The 18,743-nt window shown below is 64.5% G+C and carries 17 protein-coding genes and 1 pseudogene; 17 read left to right on the top strand and 1 reads right to left on the bottom strand.

What is annotated here, in order from left to right; all coding sequences use genetic code 11:
* Positions 1-16: 16 nt before the first annotated feature.
* A pseudogene (locus tag AC3WTD_RS14390) lies at positions 17-1,064 on the bottom strand (integron integrase).
* 529 nt (positions 1,065-1,593) lie between these two features.
* Between AC3WTD_RS14390 and AC3WTD_RS14385 the strand changes: the two are divergent.
* The 17 genes from AC3WTD_RS14385 (at position 1,594) to tkt (ending at position 18,738) form a co-directional block, all read left to right on the top strand.
* The gene (locus tag AC3WTD_RS14385) at positions 1,594-2,259 is read left to right on the top strand and encodes a HEPN domain-containing protein (protein ID WP_492614188.1); all 666 of its coding nucleotides are present in this window, start codon (positions 1,594-1,596) and stop codon (positions 2,257-2,259) included.
* Positions 2,260-2,913: 654 nt separating this feature from the next.
* Positions 2,914-3,057, top strand: a complete 144-nt coding sequence (locus AC3WTD_RS14380; RefSeq protein ID WP_492614187.1) for a hypothetical protein — start codon at positions 2,914-2,916, stop codon at positions 3,055-3,057.
* Positions 3,058-3,416: 359 nt separating this feature from the next.
* Positions 3,417-4,442 carry an IS630 family transposase gene (locus AC3WTD_RS14375; protein ID WP_492614186.1) on the top strand — a complete coding sequence of 342 codons (1,026 nt, stop codon included), beginning with the start codon at positions 3,417-3,419 and terminating at the stop codon, positions 4,440-4,442.
* Between the two features lie 351 nt (positions 4,443-4,793).
* Positions 4,794-5,819: an IS630 family transposase gene (locus AC3WTD_RS14370; protein ID WP_492614185.1), complete on the top strand. Its 1,026-nt coding sequence runs from the start codon at positions 4,794-4,796 to the stop codon at positions 5,817-5,819.
* Positions 5,820-5,881: 62 nt separating this feature from the next.
* Positions 5,882-6,394: a DUF6680 family protein gene (locus tag AC3WTD_RS14365; protein ID WP_492614184.1), complete on the top strand. Its 513-nt coding sequence runs from the start codon at positions 5,882-5,884 to the stop codon at positions 6,392-6,394.
* A 60-nt stretch (positions 6,395-6,454) separates the two neighbouring features.
* A complete protein-coding gene (locus AC3WTD_RS14360) occupies positions 6,455-6,745 on the top strand; it encodes a hypothetical protein (RefSeq protein WP_492614183.1) in 291 nt (96 codons plus the stop codon).
* A gap of 71 nt (positions 6,746-6,816) precedes the next feature.
* Entirely contained in the window at positions 6,817-7,197 is a 381-nt protein-coding gene (locus AC3WTD_RS14355; RefSeq protein ID WP_492614182.1) for a DUF4288 domain-containing protein, read from the top strand.
* A gap of 88 nt (positions 7,198-7,285) precedes the next feature.
* Positions 7,286-7,528: a DUF6429 family protein gene (locus AC3WTD_RS14350; RefSeq protein WP_492614181.1), complete on the top strand. Its 243-nt coding sequence runs from the start codon at positions 7,286-7,288 to the stop codon at positions 7,526-7,528.
* A 72-nt stretch (positions 7,529-7,600) separates the two neighbouring features.
* Entirely contained in the window at positions 7,601-8,350 is a 750-nt protein-coding gene (locus AC3WTD_RS14345; protein ID WP_037088906.1) for a glucose 1-dehydrogenase, read from the top strand.
* A gap of 217 nt (positions 8,351-8,567) precedes the next feature.
* Entirely contained in the window at positions 8,568-8,960 is a 393-nt protein-coding gene (locus tag AC3WTD_RS14340) for a pyrimidine dimer DNA glycosylase/endonuclease V (RefSeq protein ID WP_492614180.1), read from the top strand.
* A gap of 151 nt (positions 8,961-9,111) precedes the next feature.
* Positions 9,112-9,678 carry a GNAT family N-acetyltransferase gene (locus tag AC3WTD_RS14335; RefSeq protein ID WP_027491603.1) on the top strand — a complete coding sequence of 189 codons (567 nt, stop codon included), beginning with the start codon at positions 9,112-9,114 and terminating at the stop codon, positions 9,676-9,678.
* A gap of 182 nt (positions 9,679-9,860) precedes the next feature.
* Entirely contained in the window at positions 9,861-11,264 is a 1,404-nt protein-coding gene (gene zwf / locus AC3WTD_RS14330) for a glucose-6-phosphate dehydrogenase (RefSeq protein WP_492614179.1), read from the top strand.
* Positions 11,258-11,974, top strand: a complete 717-nt coding sequence (locus tag AC3WTD_RS14325) for an HAD family hydrolase (RefSeq protein ID WP_492614178.1) — start codon at positions 11,258-11,260, stop codon at positions 11,972-11,974. Before zwf ends, AC3WTD_RS14325 begins: the two co-directional genes overlap by 7 nt.
* Before the next feature lie 38 nt (positions 11,975-12,012).
* On the top strand, positions 12,013-13,107 hold the full coding sequence (gene tal / locus AC3WTD_RS14320) for a transaldolase (RefSeq protein WP_492614177.1): 1,095 nt from the start codon (positions 12,013-12,015) through the stop codon (positions 13,105-13,107).
* Positions 13,104-14,741 carry a glucose-6-phosphate isomerase gene (gene pgi, locus AC3WTD_RS14315; protein WP_492614176.1) on the top strand — a complete coding sequence of 546 codons (1,638 nt, stop codon included), beginning with the start codon at positions 13,104-13,106 and terminating at the stop codon, positions 14,739-14,741. The genes tal and pgi overlap by 4 nt, the downstream gene beginning before the upstream one ends.
* A 122-nt stretch (positions 14,742-14,863) precedes the next feature.
* Positions 14,864-16,510, top strand: coding sequence for a phosphoglucomutase (alpha-D-glucose-1,6-bisphosphate-dependent) (gene pgm, locus AC3WTD_RS14310; RefSeq protein ID WP_492614175.1), 1,647 nt, complete (start codon positions 14,864-14,866; stop codon positions 16,508-16,510).
* Positions 16,511-16,689: 179 nt separating this feature from the next.
* Positions 16,690-18,738, top strand: a complete 2,049-nt coding sequence (gene tkt / locus AC3WTD_RS14305) for a transketolase (protein WP_492614174.1) — start codon at positions 16,690-16,692, stop codon at positions 18,736-18,738.
* Positions 18,739-18,743: the final 5 nt, after the last annotated feature.

Below are 18,743 nucleotides of genomic sequence, written 5' to 3'. Positions count from 1 at the left end.
TGGCGCGGCGCCGCCATCAGCGATCCAGCGGACTCAGCACGCCGTGACCGCCGCGGTTCAGCACGTGGGTATAGATCTGTGCAGCACACGGATGTGCCAATGCCGCGGGCGCATGGATGCGCAAGAGCGGCCGTGGTCGCCACGTCCTTGTGGCCGAGCAGCTCCTGGATCGTACGGATGTCCTGACCCGCCTCCAACAGGTGGGTGGCGAACGAGTGGCGCAAGGTGTGACAGGTGGCCAGCTTGACGATGCCGGCTTTGAGCCGCGCGTTGCGCACCGCGCGCTGCAGTCCGGCCTCGTCCAGGTGATGGCGCCGCTGCTTGCCGTCGCGCGGATCGCGCGACAGCTGGTCCGACGGAAACACGTACTGCCATCCAGGCTCGCGCGGCGCCGACGGATACTTGCGCGCCAGCGCATGCGGCAGCCACACCGCGCCCAGGCCCGTCGCCAGATCCTGCTGGTGGATCAAACGCACCCGCTCCAGCTGCGCCTGCAGCGCCTCGCGCAGGCGTCGCGGCAACGGCACGTGCCGGTCCTTGCCGCCCTTGCCATCGCGCACGCAGATCTGGTTGAGCTCGAAATCCACGTCCTTCACGCGCAGGCGCACGCACTCCATCAGCCGCATCCCCGAGCCGTACAACAGCGAGGCCATCAAACCGAAGCGGCCATCCATCACCGCCAACAGCCGGTTCACCTCGTCACGCGAGAGCACCACCGGCACCCGCTGCGGCCGCTTCGCCCGCACCACCGTCTCCATCCACGGCAGCTCGACCGACAGCACCTCCCTGTACAGAAACAGCAGCGCCGACAACGCCTGGTTCTGCGTGCCTGCCGCCACCCGACCCTCGACCGCCAGCGTACTCAGGAAGCCTTCGACCTCCGCCACCCCCATGTCGCGCGGATGCCGCTTGCCATGGGCCAGGATGAACCGTCGAATCCAACCGACATACGCCCGTTCCGTCCGCAGGCTGTAATGCTTCAAGCGCAATCGCGCACGCACCTGATCCAACAACCGCGGCGTTTTCACCCCCGTTACACCCTCACTTTCGCCCGGGTAACTCATACACCCTCAAAAGTCGCTGATAACGACGGCAGCATGCCCGTCCGCCATGCGCAGGGCATCCCTGCAAGACCATGATCCGATGTAGGAATCCGCCGCTTGTGCGGTCAGGGGCGGCGCCGCATACTCGACGCAACACCCCACTTTTGGGGTCTACTTAGCGTTAGGCCTAAGGGGGAGATATGAGTCTCACAGGTATCGCAGCACGCGCAGGTGTAACCACGTCCAACCTCCAGCAGCTCATTGCGCACGGCAGTGCTACCGCGGGCTTCGCGGGGCGGCTCGGCGCTACCACCTCCAATGTCAACGATTTCATCAACGGCAGTGCCTCTGCTGGTATCGCTAATGCATTGGGCACAACAACTAGCTCCGCTCAGGAGCTCCGCAACATTATCGGTCGCGAGGGTGCAATTGGCCTCGTAATTGGCTTGGCGTGCGGCCGTGGCGGCTAGCCGGCCTAACTACTCGTTCAAGGCGGACGGCTTCGCCGCCGCTTAACTCAAGCGTTAGCCATCAGGAGAGGTTGGCGAATATGCCTAGCAAAGCACGACGGGCACTCGATAAGAACTTGGAGGACGTAGAGAACCTTCTGGCACTCCACGCTGCGGTAGGTGGCCCGGGGCCTGGACGTCGTCACGGCCTAGAAGTGCTGAATAAGTCCGCGATCGTCTTGCTCACTTCGTTCTGGGAAGCGTACTGCGAAGATATCGCAGCAGAAGGTCTTGAGTGCATTGTTACCAATGCTACGGCTGCTGATGCGCTGCCGAAAGAGATCAAGAAAATCATCGCTAAAAAATTAAAAGCCGATGCGAATGAACTGGCTCTTTGGTCAGTATCGGATGGCAAGTGGCGGCAGGTACTCCGAGACCATATGGCTGCGCTCAAAGAAGCTAGAGATAGAAAGCTGAATACTCCAAAGTGGCGAAACATCGACGAGCTATTCGAATCAGCAATCGGTCTCTCAAACGTCTCATCCAAGTGGCTGTGGCCCAAGAAGCTAACTGTAGACAAAGCAAGAGAAAAATTAGATAAGTTCGTTGAGCTTCGTGGCGAGATCGCTCATCGCGGAAAAGCTAAAACCTCTGTATCAAAGGCCCAAGTTGAAGACTTTCTCAGCTTTGTCAAAAGCGCTGCCGCTCGCACTGGCGGAGCTGTGAACACACATGTTGGTAAAGTCTCTGGCACCAAGCTGTACTGATGGCTAACAATTCGTTCAAGGCGGACGGCTCCGCCGCCGCTCAACTCCAGCGTTAGCGCCACGAGAAGACGACCGGATGCACGGAAAGTGTCCCAAATGCGAGCAGATCATCAGCCACGTCAACTGTGATGATGTCGAAGTCCGGGTTGCCTTCGGGACCACATGGAAGGGCGTAAGTTACAACTGCCCTCATTGCCAGACGGTCCTGAGCGTCCAAATAGATCCAATTGCAGTCAAGACGGATATCATCAACAGATTGTTTGAAAAGCTTCGTCACTAGCAGTGTGGCTCTAACTACTTATTCCAGCGGACGCGCTGCGCGCGCCGCTAAATTCGAGCGTTAGCTTCCGCATGGGGGTTCTATGAAATGCCTGCTTATCGTCGCGTGCCTATCACTCTTTCTTGCTGGATGCGCTGCGACATCTGGCATCGTGCGCACCGGGCAAGATAGTTACCTTCTAAGTAAACGTGGAGCCACTGGGTGGTCGCCCATTGAGTCATTGCGAGTCGACGTGTTGGAGCAGGCGGGACAATTTTGCACATCAAAGGGAAAGTCGCTCAACGTTATGAACGAAACACACTCAAAGCCACCATATCTGCTCGGCAACTTCCCGCGAGTTACGATCGAGTTTCAATGCAAATGAGCGCGCAAACATGAACAAGAAAGAGCGTGCTGAGTCCATAGACCGTGAGGCCGATAGCATGGCGCGCTCTGGCAAGTACGCCGACTGGCTAAGTATTGAGCGTGCCTTACGTCACCAGGGCTACGCGGAAGCCCGTCAGGTACTTGATGATTAGTTTCGTCGCCAAGAGCTCAACGAAATGTGCCGCCAAGCACGCGAATCCGCTGCCACGCCAAACAAAGGCAGCAGCTAACAGTTCGTTCAAGGCGGACGGCTTCGCCGCCGCTTAACTCCAGCGTTAGCCTTCAAGCGAGGGAAAGATGCGACTTTTGGCAGCTACAATTTTTCTCCTCTTTACTGGTAGCGCGCTTGGGCAGCTTTCGGCTCCGGTTCCCGCCAAGCTTTACGCGGTTGTGTTTCAGGCAACAGTGAACGCTTCAGGCAAGATCGACACACTTACTAAGAAGAACAAAAGTAAGCGAACGTTTCTGCTTTGCGGCGGTCCAAGGATAGGATGTCGGCGAGGAGAGAGAGATGCGCGTTACTGATGGACGGAAGTTGTCACACGAGACGCTGGAAGCGATGCGTCTTCGTGCAGTCGAGGCGGTGACCTCCGGAGAGTCGCCGGAGGCCGTGATCCGCGCGCTGGGGCTGTCGCGGCCACGCATCTATGAGTGGCTGGCCGCGTTCCGGGAAGGTGGCATCGAGGCGCTGTACGCCAAACCGCTCAGCGGCCGACCGCGCAAGCTGGACGAGCGTGCCATGCGCTGGCTCCATAAGACGGTGACGACCAAAAACCCGCAGCAGCTGAAGTTCGAGTTTGCCCTGTGGACGCGGGCGATGGTGCGGGACCTGATTGCGCAGCGGTTCCAGGTCCGCCTGTCCGAGGTATCGGTTGGCCGCCTGTTGCGGGAGCTGGGCTTGTCGCCGCAACGACCGCTGGCGCGTGCGTATCAGCGCGATCCGCAGCGCGTCGAAGCATGGCTGCACGAGGAGTATCCCGCGATCCGCAAGGAGGCCAAGCGCGCCAAGGCGCAGGTGTTCTTTGCCGACGAGGCCAGTGTGCGTTCGGATTACCACAGTGGCACGACATGGGCACCGGTCGGGCAGACGCCCACGGTGGAGCGGACGGGAGCGCGCTTCACCCTGAACTTCATTTCGGCGGTCAGCCCGCGCGGCGAGTTGCGGTTCGCCTGCTGCCCGGGAACCCTGACGACGGCCAAGTTCATCGACTTCCTCAAGCGGCTCATGGTCCATCGTGACACCCCTGTCTTCCTCATCGTCGATGGTCATCCGGTGCACCGTTCGCGCGCCGTGAAGCAGTTCGTCGCCAGCACGCAAGGACAGCTGCGTTTGTTCCAGTTGCCGCCGTACAGCCCGGACCTGAATCCGGACGAGCTGGTGTGGAATCACCTCAAACGGCACAAGCTCGGCCGGTTGGCCTTGAGCGGGCCCGATCATCTCAAGCGTCACGCCATGGCTTTCCTGCGCTCTCTACAGAAAAGTCCCGCCCTGGTACGTGGCTTCTTTCAACATCCTACCGTCCGCTACGCCGCCTGATATGTTCGGATACTTTCTTTCGGCTTAGTAAGGTTTCCAAAGTCCTCGATCCAAGTTCGGGCACTACGAGTCCCGTAGACGTATCAGTCCCTCAAAGCTACGTTACGGCAGCACGGACATTTCTTTCCAAACGCACGTATCCCACCGATCCAAAACAGTTCTTCACCTACACTTTTTATGACCCGTCGCAGCCAGCCCGAGCAGACATCGATCCCAAGGCTGGTCATCAGTGACGGCTAACAGTTCGTTCAAGGCGGACGGCTTCGCCACCGCTTACTAAGGCGAACATAAGTAAGCGAACATTTTCGCTTCGTCGCTGTCCAAGGATAGGATGTCGATGAGGAGAGGGAAATGCGCGCTACCGATGGTCGAAAGTTGTCCCACGAGACGCTGGAGGCGATGCGCCTTCGGGCGGTCGAGGCGGTGGAATCCGGGGAGTCGCCGGAAACCGTGATCCGGACGCTTGGGCTGTCGCGGCCACGTATTTATGAGTGGCTGGCCGCCTTCCGTGAGGGCGGGCTGGAGGCGCTGCGAGCCAAGCCCATCAGCGGACGGCCGCGCAAACTCGACGAGCGTGCCATGCGCTGGATTCATGCAACGGTGACCACGAAGAACCCGCAACAGCTGAAGTTCGAATTTGCGTTGTGGACACGGGCGATGGTGCGTGACCTGATCGCCCGGCGGTTCAAGGTTCGTCTGTCCGAGGTATCGGTCGGACGCCTGTTGCGCGAACTGGGCCTGTCGCCGCAACGACCGCTGGCGCGTGCCTACCAACGCGACCCGGCACGCGTTGAAGCCTGGCTGCATGAGGAATATCCAGCGATCCGCAAGGAAGCCAAGCGCGCCAAGGCGCAGGTGTTCTTTGCCGATGAGGCCAGTGTGCGCTCGGACTACCACAGCGGCACGACGTGGGCACCGATCGGGCAAACGCCCACCGTGGAGCGGACGGGCGCGCGTTTCACCCTGAATTTCATTTCGGCGGTCAGCCCGCGGGGTGAGCTGCGGTTTGCCTGTTGCCCAGGCACCCTGACGACCGCCAAGTTCATCGACTTCCTCAAGCGGCTCATGGTCCATCGCGATGCGCCCGTCTTCCTTGTCGTCGATGGCCATCCGGTGCACCGTTCACGCGCCGTGAAGCAGTTCGTCGCCGGTACTCAAGGGCAATTGCGCTTGTTCCAGTTACCGCCTTACAGCCCGGATCTGAATCCGGACGAGTTGGTGTGGAATCACCTCAAACGCCACAAGCTTGGTCGTTTGGCCTTGAGCGGGCCGGACCACCTCAAGCGTCATGCCATGGCTTTCCTGCGCGCCCTGCAGAAACAACCGGCCTTGGTGCGCGGCTTCTTTCAACACCCCACCGTCCACTATGCCGCCTGATATGTTCGGATACTTTCTTTCGGCTTAGTAACTCCAGCGTTAGCGCTCACAGGGGAACACAGTTGAGTATCGAAGCGTGGCTCACAATCCTTGCAATCTTCGCCGGACCGATTGTTGCCGTTCAACTCACGCGCTATCTCGATGATCGCCGCGAGGTGCGCGGTCGCAAGCTACAGATCTTCAAAACGTTGATGGCAACACGGTCATACACCGTATCGTGGCCACACGTTGAGGCACTCAACCGTATCGACTTGGAGTTCAGCAAGCACAAACCGAAAGAACGCGCCGTCCTTGATGCGTGGAAGGAATATTTTGACTTGCTCTGTAGCTCAAACCTCTCACCTGAACAGTGGGGTGTAAGGCGTGTAGACCTTCTCGTCGAGCTATTACATCGCATGGCTGTCGTCCTTGACTACGACTTTGACAAAACGACAATCAAAAACTCCTCGTATTCTCCAATTGCGCATGGCAACTTAGAGTCGCAGCACGATGCGTTACGCCAAGGTGCAATCGATCTGCTAAGTGGCAAGCGTGCCATCCCCATATATGTTACCAATACTCAGTCAGAGCAGTGATCGCTAACAGGTCCTCCAAGCGGACGGCTTCGCAGCCGCTTAATTCGAGCGTTAGAGCGCATGAAACAGACCACCGCGGCAAATTTAGCTTTGCTTCTTGTTCTAGTCGGTTGGTTGCTGGCTTACTATGGCGTCATGTCGCAACTTGGCGACCCGTCGCCATCAGTTCCACGCGCACAAATCGAAGCTTCTCGACACCAGTCGCTGGCAGTATTGTTCATCGGTGTAGCGAGCCTCCTTACGGCGCTCTGGTTGTCCGGCTACAGTTTTTCCGTCGCAAAGGTTCGTGCCGGTGCCTGTGTGGCGTTAATCTTGCTACCTTCGGTTGCTGTTGTCTTGAGCTCGCTGTAGGCGGCGGTGCGCTCTAACTACTCGTTCAAGGCGGACGGCTACGCCGCCGCTTAACTCAAGCGTTAGAGCCCATGCCAAACACCCCATCAGCGGAAGGCAAGAAATTTGCGGCGAAGCTGCTTTTCCAGTTCCGCGTTGTCGTCGATGGCGCCCCGGGCGTAATGCGCACTTGCGAAGAGCGAATTATTGTTTTTTATGCGGGCTCCGCTCGAAAGGCCCTTGCCGCGGCAAAGCGCCGCGGCAAAGCCGCCCAGCACAGTTACAAGAATGATGCCGGCGACACCGTCTACTTTGAGTTTGTCGGCATCCAAGATTTGTTGCACCTCGGGCTTGAGTGCGAGGAAGACGAAGTCTGGTACAACATCACGCAGCGCAAGCTGCCTATGGAGCGCGCGGCCTCTATTCTCCCTTCTGAAAGCGAACTCAGTGCCATTCGCAACAATGGGCTCTAACATCTCGTTCAAGGCAGACGGCTACGCCGCCACTCAATTCCAGGCGTTAGCCGTCATACTGAGGTACTTGCTCTTTGAGGTTCCCAACATGATCTACGACGAGTCGAAAATCGACGACACTGTGCTTGCACTTCTTGCGGCTTTCAGCTTCGAGGGTGGTAGAGCTTGGAAGGGGTTCGACTTCGACGTAATGGATCGCCTTCATGCTCAGGACTTCATCGAGAATCCCGCAAGCAAGAACAAGTCGGTCTGGCTCACACCGCAAGGCCTTGAGCGTGGCCGCAAAACTGCCGAAAAGCTTTTTTCGTCTAGCCCACGCAATGCCGACTAACATCTCGTTCAAGGCGGACGGCTTCGCCGCCGCCTAACTCCAGCGTTAGCGACGAGGAAGAGGATAAGGCTGATGGTACAAGCACGCTTGACAGGTAAAGTGGCAGTGGTGACGGGAGCGGCCCGTGGCATCGGGGCGGCGACGGCCAAGCGCCTCGCCGCCGACGGTGCAAAGGTGGTCGTGAACTATGGCACCAGCGCGAAGGCGGCCGAAAAGACTGTGGCTGAGATCACCGCGGCGGGCGGGAAAGCGCTCGCGTTTCAGGGCGACGCGAGCGATCCTGCTGCCGTGGCCAAATTGTTCGACGCGGCTGAGCAGACGTTCGGCCCGGTTTCGATTCTGGTGAACAATGCCGGCGTGCACGAGCTTCGTCCGGTTGAGGACGCGGACACGCCCCACTTCGAGAAGGTGTTCCGTGCCAACGTCCTGACCACCCTTCTGGCTACCGCCGAGTTCGCCCGCCGGATCGGGACAAACGGGGGGCGAGTGGTCAACATCTCGTCCGGCGGCGCCCGCGCCGCGGTGCCTGGCGCGGGCGTTTACTGCGCGTCCAAGGCGGCTGTCGAGGGGTTGACGCGCGCGCACGCACTGGAATTGGGAGCGAAGCACGTGACGGTCAATGCCGTCGCCCCCGGGGCGACCGCCACCGACATGCTTCAACTGCTGCCCGAGGATGTGAAGAAGCAGATGATCGCCAGCACCACCCTCGGTCGCCTGGGGACGCCGGAGGACATCGCCGACGTAGTCGCCTTTCTGTGTTCCGACGATGCCCGCTGGATCACCGGCCAGTTCCTCGACACCAACGGCGGGATGCGGGTTTGAGGCGAAAACCACAAGAAGAGCGTCGATGACGGGAAAGCGCTAACACTACGGTCAACCTGGCAACCGTACCGTGCTCACGGGGACTTCCTCTTCTGCTGACGGTTGCGTCGCAACACCATCATGGCCCTCGAGGCCGAAAGAGGGAGGAAGTCTCTTTTTACTCGTTCAAGCCGGACGACTTCGCCGCCACTCACCTCCAGCGTTAGGCGCCAACCACATGCGTCTATGGTCATCGCACCCGAAGTATCTGGACCCACAAGGGCTGGTTGCGCTATGGCAGAAGGGATTGCTCGCCAGGGCCGTGCTCCGCGGCGAGACCTGTGGCTACACCAGGCATCCGCAGCTGGAGCGCTTCAAGGCGCACCCCTATCCGCGCCTGGCGATCAATTCGTACCTGGCCGCGGTTCACGCCGAGGCGGCTGGTCGCGGCTATGCGTTTGACCGGTCCAAGCTCGGCCCGGTGCGGACGGTTCAGCCAATCCCCGTCAACTCCGGACAACTGGCCCTGGAATGGCTGCACTTGCAGCACAAGCTAGTCGTCCGCAGTCCGTCGCTGCTCTCGCGGTGGGCGGGGGTGGCCGTTCCTGCACGCCATCCGCTGTTCCGTTGACGGCCCGGGCCGGTGGCATCATGGGAGCGGGCGTCGAGTGGCGCCTGACAGCTCGTTCGAGTCGGAGCCGTTTCGCGCCCCGGCTTGGGGCGTCATGCGGCTCCAGTTGAGGCTGGCGTGCTCAATGGGCGCTTCGGACGGAGGACAAGACATGACCGGGCAGACCGCCACGACCTGGTTGCAGCAGGAACGCGACATCGTCGTACGGCCGTTGGCGCCGGGCGACGCGGAGCCGCTGTACCGGGCGGTACGCAGCTCGCTGGAGTCGTTGTCGTACTGGCTGCCCTGGTGCCGCCACAACTACGCGCTGGCGGATGCGATCGCCTGGGTCGAGCATGGCGTGGCGTGCTGGGCGGCCGGGTCGGAGTTTCCCCTCGGCGTGTTCGATGCGGCCGGTGCGCTGATCGGCGGCACCGGGGTGAACCACGTCAACCGCGCCCACGGCGTGGGCAATCTCGGCTACTGGGTGTGCGATGCCGCAAGGAATCGCGGCGTGGCCACGCTCGCCGCCCGCGCAGCCGCCCGGCTGGGCTTCGACGTACTCGGCCTGACGCGGCTGGAGATCGTGGTGCTGCCGCACAACGCCGCCAGCCGGCGGGTGGCGGAGAAGCTCGGTGCGCTGCGTGAGGTGGAGGCGCGCAACCGCGTGCTGTTCCATGGCCGACCCGAGCGCGCGGTGGTCTACTCGCTGATTCCCGACGATCTGGCCGATGGCTGAGTGGGCAGCGCCAGGTATGGGCGGCGACGCCAGCAAGGCCCTGCTTATGCATCGACTTAACCTGCCGCCGCGCACGCTGGAACGTGAACCCGGTGTCCGGCAGGATGGCGCAGCGCCGCCGCGGCGCACCGACTGACCCGCGCCGGGGCCATGCCGCCCGCCCCAAGGAGAACACCCCCGCCATGCCGACACCCCGCTCGGACGCCCTGGTCTTTTTCGGCGCCACCGGCGACCTGGCCTACAAGAAGATCTTTCCGGCACTGCAGGCGATGATGCTGCGCGACGGGCTGGACCTGCCGATCATCGGCGTGGCGCACTCGGGCTGGAATGTGGAGCAGCTGCGCCGGCGCGCGCACGACAGCCTGGCGCAGGCGGCGAAGGAGCAGGGCGGCGAGGTCGACGAGGCCGCCTTCGCGCGGCTGGCGGCGCGGCTGCAGTATGTCGATGGCGACTACAACGACCCGGCCACGTTCGCACAGCTGAAGCAGGCGCTGGGCGCGGCGCAGCGCCCGCTGCACTACCTGGCGATTCCGCCCAAGCTGTTCGGGGTGGTGGCGAAGAACCTGCAGCAGGCCGGCTGCGCCGACGGTGCACGGATCGTGGTGGAGAAGCCGTTCGGCCGCGACCTGGCCTCGGCGCAGGCGCTCAACCGCACGCTGCATGCAGTGTTCCCGGAGTCGGCGATCTTCCGCATCGACCACTACCTGGGCAAGGAGCCGGTGCAGAACCTGCTGTATTTCCGCTTCGCCAACACCGTGCTGGAGCCGGTGTGGAACAACCGCTACGTGGACCGCGTGCAGATCACCATGGCCGAGCAGTTCGGCGTGGAAGGCCGCGGCGCGTTCTACGAGAGCGTCGGCGCGATCCGCGACGTGCTGCAGAACCACCTGCTGCAGGTGACCTCGCTGCTGGCGATGGACGCGCCGATCGGCGGCGATCCGGAAGCGCTGCGCGCGGAGAAGCTGCGGCTGTTCCGCGCGATGCGCCCGCTCGACCCGGCCGAGGTGGTGCGCGGCCAGTTCGAGGGTTACCGCGAGGTCGATGGCGTGGCCGCCGATTCCAACGTGGAGACCTTCGTGGCGTTGCGCCTGTACATCGACACCTGGCGCTGGGCCGGCGTGCCGTTCCACATCCGCGCCGGCAAGCGGCTGCCGCTCACCACCACCGAGGTGATGGTGGACATGAAGGCGCCGCCGCTGTCGGTGTTCGATCCGATCGGCGCAGCGCAGTCGAATTATTTCCGCTTCCGGCTCAGCCCCGAGGTGATCATCGCCGCGGGCATGCGGGTGAAACAGCCCGGCGAGGAGATGCGTGGCGAGCCGGTGGAACTGGTGGTGCGGCACGATCTGGCGCCGGAGAAGTCGCCCTACGAGCGCCTGCTCGGCGACGCGATCCGCGGCGACAACGCGCTGTTCACCAGCGACGAATGCGTGGAGGCGGCGTGGGCGGTGGTGGACCGCGTGCTGGCCCACGAAGGCGCGGTGGACGTCTACGAGCCGGGCAGCTGGGGCCCGCCCGCGGCCGAGCGCATCGCGGGCGAGGAAGGCTGGCACGAGCCACGGGCGGCGGCGGACAGGCCATGCTAAGCAGCCCTGCCGCCGAAGCGGCCGCGGTGGTGTTCCTGCTCGACGTGGACAACACCCTGCTCGACAACGACCGCTTCGGCGCCGACCTCGGCGCCACGCTGGAGGCGGCGTTCGGCGCCGGTGAGCGCGCGCGCTACTGGGCGATCTACGAGGAGCTGCGGCGGGAATCCGGCTTCGCCGACTATCTGGGCACGCTGCAGCGCTTTCGCGTTGGCCTGGACAACGACCCATCGCTGCTGCAGATGTCCGGCTATCTGCTGGACTATCCGTTCGCCGAGCGGCTGTACCCGCACGCGCTGGAGACGGTGGCGCACCTGCGCACGCTGGGGCCCACCGCGATCCTGTCCGACGGCGACGTGGTGTTCCAGCCGCACAAGATCCGCCGCGCCGGACTGTGGGCCGCGCTGGGCGGCGAGGTGCTGGTCTACCTGCACAAGCAGCAGATGCTGGTGGCGATGCAGCAGCGTTACCCGGCCGCGCATTACGTGATGGTGGACGACAAGCCGCAGATCCTGGCCGCGATGAAGCAGCACCTGGGCCGCAAACTCACCACCGTGTTCGTGCGCCAAGGTCACTACGCGGCCGCCAGCGCCGGCGAAACCATCGCGCCGGCACCGGACTTCACCATCGCGTGCATCGGCGATCTGCGCCGGCGTAAGCTTGAAGACTTCCTGCCGCGCGCGCCCGCGATCAGCCTGCCGGCAGACTGAACCTATTGCATCGATCGAACCGGAAACACGGAGCAAGCATGAAAGCAACCCGCCAACTGCACGACCTCGGCCAGAGCCTGTGGCTGGACAACATCACCCGCAGCCTGCTCGATGACGGCACGCTGGCGCGCTATATCGCCGAGGACTCGATCACCGGGCTGACCTCGAACCCGAGCATCTTCGACGCGGCGATCGGCAACGGCGACGCCTACGACCCCGGCATCCACGCCAAGGCGCTGGCCGGGCTGTCCGGCGAGACGCTGTTCACCGAGCTGGCGCTGGAGGACCTGCGCCGCGCCGCCGACCTGTTCCGCCCGGTGTTCGACGCCAGCGGCCAGGTGGACGGCTGGGTCTCGATGGAGGTCTCGCCGCTGCTGGCCGCCGATACCGCCGGCTCGATCGCCGCGGCGCGCCACATCCAGCACCTGGCCCACCGCGAGAACCTGTTCGTGAAGATTCCCGGTACCCCGGAAGGCGTGCCGGCGATCGAGGAGGCGATCTTCCTCGGCATTCCGATCAACGTGACCCTGCTGTTTTCCTGCGCGCAATACCAAGCGGTGGCCGAAGCCTACCTGCGCGGCATCGAGCGGCGCCTGGCCGCCGGGCTGGACCCGCGCGTGGGCTCGGTCGCCTCGCTATTCGTCAGCCGCTGGGACGTGGCCGCCAACAAGCAGTTGCCGGATGCGTTGCACAACAAGCTGGGCATCGCGGTGGCCCAGCAGACCTACCGCGCCTACCGCGAACTACTGGCCTCCAAGCGCTGGCAGAAACTCGCCGCCGCCGGCGCGCGGACGCAGCGCCTGCTGTGGGCCAGCACCGGCACCAAGGACCCGTCCGCGCCGGACACGCTGTACGTCAGCGCGCTGGCCGCGCCGGACACCATCAACACGATGCCGGAGAAGACCCTGCACGCATTCGCCGACCACGGCCAGCTGCACGGCGTGCTGTCCGACGACGGCGGTGACGCGGATGCGGTGCTGGCGCAGATCGCCAGGGCCGGCGTGGACATCGACGCGTTGGCGCTGAAGCTGCAGCAGGACGGCGCCGCGGCGTTCGTGACATCGTGGCAGCAGCTGCTGCAGCGGATCGCCGACAAGGCCAGCGCACTGGACAAGGAATCCGAGCTGCCATGAGCGAACCGCGACTGACCCGCCTGCCGTCGTGGCAGGCGTTGCAACGGCATGCCGACGCGATCGGCCAGCGACACCTGCGCGAATGGTTCGCCGCCGATCCGCAGCGTGGCGAGCGCTTCGTGCTGGAAGACGTCGGCCTGTACCTCGATTACTCCAAGCAGCGCGTGGACGCCGACGCGCTGCGCCTGCTGCGTGAGCTGGCCGAAGCCTGCGGCCTGCCGCAGCGGATCGCGGCGATGTTCAACGGCGAACGGATCAACACCACCGAGCACCGCGCGGTGCTGCACGTGGCGTTGCGCGCGACGGCGGGCGAGCAGATCCTGGTCGACGGCCACGACGTGGTGGCGGACGTGCACGCGGTGCTCGACCGCATGGCCGCGTTTGCCGACCGCGTGCGCAGCGGCGCGTGGCTGGGCCATGGCGGCAGGCGCATCCGCAACGTGGTCAGCATCGGCATCGGCGGCTCGGACCTCGGCCCGGTGATGGCGTACGAAGCACTGCGCGCCTACAGCCGTCGCGACATGACGTTCCGCTTCGTCTCCAACGTGGACGGCACCGACTTCGCCGAGGCGGTGCACGGCCTGGACGCCGCCGAGACGCTGTTCATCGTCTGCTCGAAAACCTTCACCACGCTGGAGACCTTGGCCAACGCATATGCCGCGCGCGCATGGAGCGTGGCCGCACTGGGCGACGAGCGCGCGGTGGCGAAGCATTTCGTCGCCGTCTCCACCAATGCCGCCGAAGTCGCAAAGTTCGGCATCGACACCGCCAACATGTTCGGCTTCTGGGACTGGGTGGGCGGGCGCTATTCGATGGATTCGGCGATCGGCCTGTCCACCATGCTGGCGATCGGCCCGGAGCATTTCCGCGCGATGCTGGCCGGCTTCCACGCGATGGACGAGCATTTCCGGCAGACGCCGTTCGAGCGCAACCTGCCGGTGCTGATGGGCCTGCTGGCGGTGTGGAACAACAACTTCCTCCACGCCGCCAGCGTCGCAGTGCTGCCGTACGAGCAATACCTGAAGCGCTTCCCGGCCTACCTGCAGCAGCTGACCATGGAGAGCAACGGCAAGCGCGTCAGCCGCGACGGCGCCGCGGTGGACTACGCCACCGGGCCGATCTACTGGGGCGAGCCGGGCACCAACGGCCAGCACTCGTTCTACCAGCTGCTGCACCAGGGCACGCGGATCGTGCCGTGCGACTTCATCGGCTTCGGCCAGAGCCTGAACCCGCTCGGCGACCAGCACGACCTGCTGCTGGCGAACCTGATCGCCCAGGGCGAGGCGCTGGCGTTCGGCAAGACCGCGGAGGAAGTGCGTGCCGCCGGCACCGATGCGGCCCTGGCCCCGCACCGCACGTTCCCCGGCAACCGTCCCAGCACGACGATCCTCGCGCAGCGACTGACGCCACGCGTGCTCGGCAGCCTGATCGCGCTGTACGAACACAGCGTGTTCGTGCAGGGCGTGATCTGGGACATCGACTCGTTCGACCAGTGGGGTGTGGAATTGGGCAAGCAGCTGGCCAAGACCACCATCGCCGAGCTGACTGCGCCGGACGAACTGCCGCTCGCCCACGACAGTTCCACCAACAACCTGATACGCCGCTACCGCGCGCTGCGCGACGGCCACACCTGACGCGTTTTCTTGTAGGAGCGCACCCTGTGCGCGATGCTCTTGGGTTCCCAGGCGAAAGGCATCGCGCACAGGGTGCGCTCCTACAAGCATCTGCACACTTACCGAAAATTTTTCGAGAGCCCATGAGCCAGAAGATCAGCCCCCTCGCCGGCAAGCCGGCACCCCAGTCGATCCTGGTCGACATGCCGCAACTGCTGGCCGCCTACGCGGATCTGAAACCCGACCCGTCGGTGCCGGCGCAGCGGGTGGCCTTCGGCACCTCCGGCCATCGCGGCAACTCGTTCGAGCGCAGCTTCAACGAGGCGCACATCCTGGCGATCAGCCAGGCGATCTGCGAATACCGCCAGGGCAAGGGCATCGACGGCCCGCTGTTCATCGGCGCCGACACCCACGCACTGTCGCAGCCTGCGTTCGAGAACGCGCTGGAGGTGCTGGCCGCGAACGGTGTGCAGGCGATGATCTCCAGCGGCGGCGAGTACACGCCGACGCCGGCGGTGTCACACGCGATCCTCGTCCACAACCGCGGCCGCAGCTCGGGTCTCGCCGACGGTATCGTGATCACGCCCTCGCACAACCCGCCGGACAACGGCGGCTTCAAGTACAACCCCACCAACGGCGGCCCCGCCGACAGCGACATCACCAAGTGGGTGGAGAACCGCGCCAACGCCCTGCTCGAAGGCGGCCTGAAGGACGTGCGGCGGATGCCGTACGCGCAGGCGCGCAAGGCGGCCGGCACGCACGAGCACGATTACCTCAATGCCTACGTCGCCGACCTGGCGAACATCGTCGACTTCGACGTCATCCGCGGCGCCGGCGTGCACATGGGCGTGGACCCGCTGGGTGGTGCCGGCGTGCACTACTGGGCACCGATCGCCGAGCGCTACAAGCTCGACCTCACCGTGGTCAGCGAGACGGTCGACCCGCAATTCGCCTTCATGAGCGTGGACTGGGACGGCAAGATCCGCATGGACCCCTCGTCGAAGTACGCGATGCAGCGGCTGATCGGCCTGAAGGACCGCTACGACGTGGCGTTCGCCTGCGACACCGACCACGACCGCCACGGCATCGTCACCCGCAGCAGCGGACTGATGGAGCCGAACCATTATCTGTCAGTGCTGATCGACTACCTGTTCCGCCATCGCCCGCAGTGGGGCGCGCACGCGGCGGTGGGCAAGACCGTGGTCAGCACCGCGCTGATCGACCGCGTGGCGAAGCGGCTGCAGCGCAAACTCTATGAAGTGCCGGTCGGCTTCAAGTGGTTCGCACCCGGCCTGTTCGACGGCTCGCTCGGCTTCGGCTGCGAGGAAAGCGCGGGCGCCTCGCTGCTGCGCCGCGACGGTACGGCCTGGGTCACCGACAAGGATGGCCTGGTGCCGGCGCTGCTGTCGGCCGAGATCACCGCGCGCGAGGGCAAGGACCCGGGCGAGCTATATGCCCGACTGACGAACGAACTCGGCAAGCCGTTCGCCAGCCGCGTCGACGCCGCGGCCACGCCGGCGCAGAAGGCGAAGCTGGCGAAACTGGCGCCCGACCAGCTGAAGAGCGACCGGCTGGCCGGCGAGACCATCGAGCAGGTGCTGGACAAGGCACCCGGCAACGGCGCAGCGATCGGCGGGATCAAGGCGATCACCGCCAACGGCTGGTTCGCCGCGCGGCCGTCCGGCACCGAAGCGATCTACAAGGTCTACGCCGAAAGCTTCAAGAGCCAAGAGCATCTGCAAAGCCTGCTTGCCGAAGCGCAGCAGATCGTCGACACCGCGCTGGCCTGAATGCAGGCTTGGGCCTCCCGGACGACGTCATTCCCGCGCAAGCGGGAGGCGCTTTATCAACAGCGAAGCTGGTCATCCAGCGACTTCAAGGCCGTCGGCAAGGAGAGAGACACTGGATCCCCGCTTGCGCGGGGATGACGACGGTTTCCTCGCACCATTCCCTCACACCGGAGAACGCCATGTCCCACGACCTCGACCAGCCATGCATCGACCTGCTGCGCTTCCTGTCGGTGGACATGGTGCAGCACGCGAACAGCGGCCACCCCGGCCTGCCGCTGGGCGCCGCGCCGATGGCGTACGCGCTGTGGACGCATCAGCTGAAGCACAACCCCGCCAATCCGCACTGGCCCGACCGCGACCGCTTCGTGCTCTCTGCCGGCCACGGCTCGGCGCTGCTGTACAGCCTGCTGTTCGCCACCGGCTACGACCTCACGCTGGACGACTTGAAGCAGTTCCGCCAGTGGGGCAGCAAGACGCCGGGGCACCCCGAATACGGCCACACGCCGGGCGTGGAGATCACCACCGGCCCGCTCGGCCAGGGGCTGGCAAACGCGGTGGGCATGGCGATCGGCGAGGCGCACCTGGCCGCGCGCTACAACCGCGACGACCACACGGTGATCGACCATCGCACCTGGGCCATCGTCAGCGATGGCGACCTGATGGAAGGTGTGGCCAGCGAAGCCGCCTCGCTGGCCGGGCACCTGCAGCTCGGCAAGCTGGTGTGCCTGTATGACGACAACTACGTCACCCTCGCCGCCGGTACCGACATCACCTTCTCCGAGGATCGCGGCAAGCGCTTCGAGGCCTACGGCTGGCAGGTCATCCACGTGGCCGACGGCAACGACCTGGCGGCGATCGACGCCGCACTCGACGACGCCCGCGCCGACACCACCCGGCCCTCGCTGATCCTGGTGCACACGCACCTCGGCTACGGCTCGCCCGAGCAGGATACGTTCAAGGCGCACGGCTCGCCGCTGGGCGTCGAGGACGTCAGGAGAACGAAGGAGAAACTGGGCTGGCCGGTCGAACCGGACTTCCTGCTGCCGGCACCGGCGCTCAAGCACCTGCGCGAAGCGCTGGACCGCGGCGCGGAGGCCGAACGCGCCTGGAACAGCCGTATGGACGTCTATACCCAGGCCTTTCCGGAACTGGCGCGCGAACTGCTGGGCCGCCTGGATGGCGCGCTGCCGGTCGGTTGGGATGCGGACATCCCGGTGTTCCCCGCTGACACCAAGGGCCTCGCCACCCGCGTCGCCGGCGGCAAGGTGATGAACGCGATCGCGCCGAAGCTGCCCGCGCTGTGTGGCGGCTCGGCCGATCTCGATCCGTCCACCCACACCGCGCTGAAGGATCTGGGCGACTTCAATCCGCCGCTGCTGCGGGGCGAGGACGGCCAGGGATCCGACGGCGGCGGCTGGAGCCCCGCCGGGCGCAACCTGCACTTCGGCGTGCGCGAGCACGCGATGGGCGCGATCACCAACGGGCTGGCCGTGCACGGCGGCTTCATCCCCTACGGGGCGACCTTCCTGATCTTCTCCGATTACATGCGCCCGGCGATCCGCCTGGCGGCGCTGATGGGTGCGCACGTAGTGCACGTATTCACCCACGACAGCGTGGCGCTGGGCGAGGACGGCCCCACCCACCAGCCGGTGGAACAGCTGGCCAGCCTGCGTGCGATCCCCAACCTCACCGTGATCCGCCCGGCCGACGCCAACGAGACCGCGGTGGCGTGGAAGGTGGCGCTGGAAACGAAGCGGCGGCCGGTGTTGCTGGCGCTGACCCGGCAGAACGTGCCCACGCTGGACCGCAGCCGCTACGCCAGCGCCGACGGCCTGCGCCGCGGCGCGTACGTGCTCCGCGACGCGCCGGACGGCAAGCCCGCGCTGATCCTCATCGCCAGCGGCTCCGAGATCGGCCTGATCATCGCAGCCGCCGAAAAACTGCAGGCCGACGGCATCGCTGTGCGCTGCGTGTCGATGCCGAGCTGGGAACTCTTCGACGCGCAGCCGCAGGCCTATCGCGACAGCGTGCTGCCGCCGGATGTTTCAGCGAGACTGGCGGTGGAACTGGGCTCCCCGCAAGGCTGGGACCGCTACGTCGGTGCGCGCGGCGACATGCTCGGCATCGACCACTTCGGCGCCTCCGCCCCGGCCGAGGTGCTGCTGCGCGAGTTCGGCTTCACCGTGGACAACGTGTTGAAGCGCGCCAGGGCACTGCTGGCGCGCTGACACCC

The organism is Rhodanobacter sp. FW106-PBR-R2A-1-15 (genome assembly GCF_058789735.1).
The sequence above is the reverse complement of the archived record's forward strand: the minus strand, read 5'-3'. Positions and strand labels throughout refer to the sequence as shown.

Bases quoted from the DNA above. Each gene is read 5' to 3' on its own strand.
- AC3WTD_RS14385 (WP_492614188.1), top strand. From the start codon at position 1,594: ATGCCTAGCAAAGCACGACGGGCACTCGATAAGAACTTGGAGGACGTA.
- AC3WTD_RS14370 (WP_492614185.1), top strand. From the start codon at position 4,794: ATGCGCGCTACCGATGGTCGAAAGTTGTCCCACGAGACGCTGGAGGCG.
- AC3WTD_RS14375 (WP_492614186.1), top strand. From the start codon at position 3,417: ATGCGCGTTACTGATGGACGGAAGTTGTCACACGAGACGCTGGAAGCG.
- AC3WTD_RS14380 (WP_492614187.1), top strand. From the start codon at position 2,914: ATGAACAAGAAAGAGCGTGCTGAGTCCATAGACCGTGAGGCCGATAGC.
- AC3WTD_RS14325 (WP_492614178.1), top strand. From the start codon at position 11,258: ATGCTAAGCAGCCCTGCCGCCGAAGCGGCCGCGGTGGTGTTCCTGCTC.
- AC3WTD_RS14335 (WP_027491603.1), top strand. From the start codon at position 9,112: ATGACCGGGCAGACCGCCACGACCTGGTTGCAGCAGGAACGCGACATC.
- AC3WTD_RS14360 (WP_492614183.1), top strand. From the start codon at position 6,455: ATGAAACAGACCACCGCGGCAAATTTAGCTTTGCTTCTTGTTCTAGTC.
- AC3WTD_RS14350 (WP_492614181.1), top strand. From the start codon at position 7,286: ATGATCTACGACGAGTCGAAAATCGACGACACTGTGCTTGCACTTCTT.
- pgm (WP_492614175.1), top strand. From the start codon at position 14,864: ATGAGCCAGAAGATCAGCCCCCTCGCCGGCAAGCCGGCACCCCAGTCG.
- AC3WTD_RS14345 (WP_037088906.1), top strand. From the start codon at position 7,601: ATGGTACAAGCACGCTTGACAGGTAAAGTGGCAGTGGTGACGGGAGCG.
- tkt (WP_492614174.1), top strand. From the start codon at position 16,690: ATGTCCCACGACCTCGACCAGCCATGCATCGACCTGCTGCGCTTCCTG.
- AC3WTD_RS14340 (WP_492614180.1), top strand. From the start codon at position 8,568: ATGCGTCTATGGTCATCGCACCCGAAGTATCTGGACCCACAAGGGCTG.
- tal (WP_492614177.1), top strand. From the start codon at position 12,013: ATGAAAGCAACCCGCCAACTGCACGACCTCGGCCAGAGCCTGTGGCTG.
- pgi (WP_492614176.1), top strand. From the start codon at position 13,104: ATGAGCGAACCGCGACTGACCCGCCTGCCGTCGTGGCAGGCGTTGCAA.
- zwf (WP_492614179.1), top strand. From the start codon at position 9,861: ATGCCGACACCCCGCTCGGACGCCCTGGTCTTTTTCGGCGCCACCGGC.
- AC3WTD_RS14355 (WP_492614182.1), top strand. From the start codon at position 6,817: ATGCCAAACACCCCATCAGCGGAAGGCAAGAAATTTGCGGCGAAGCTG.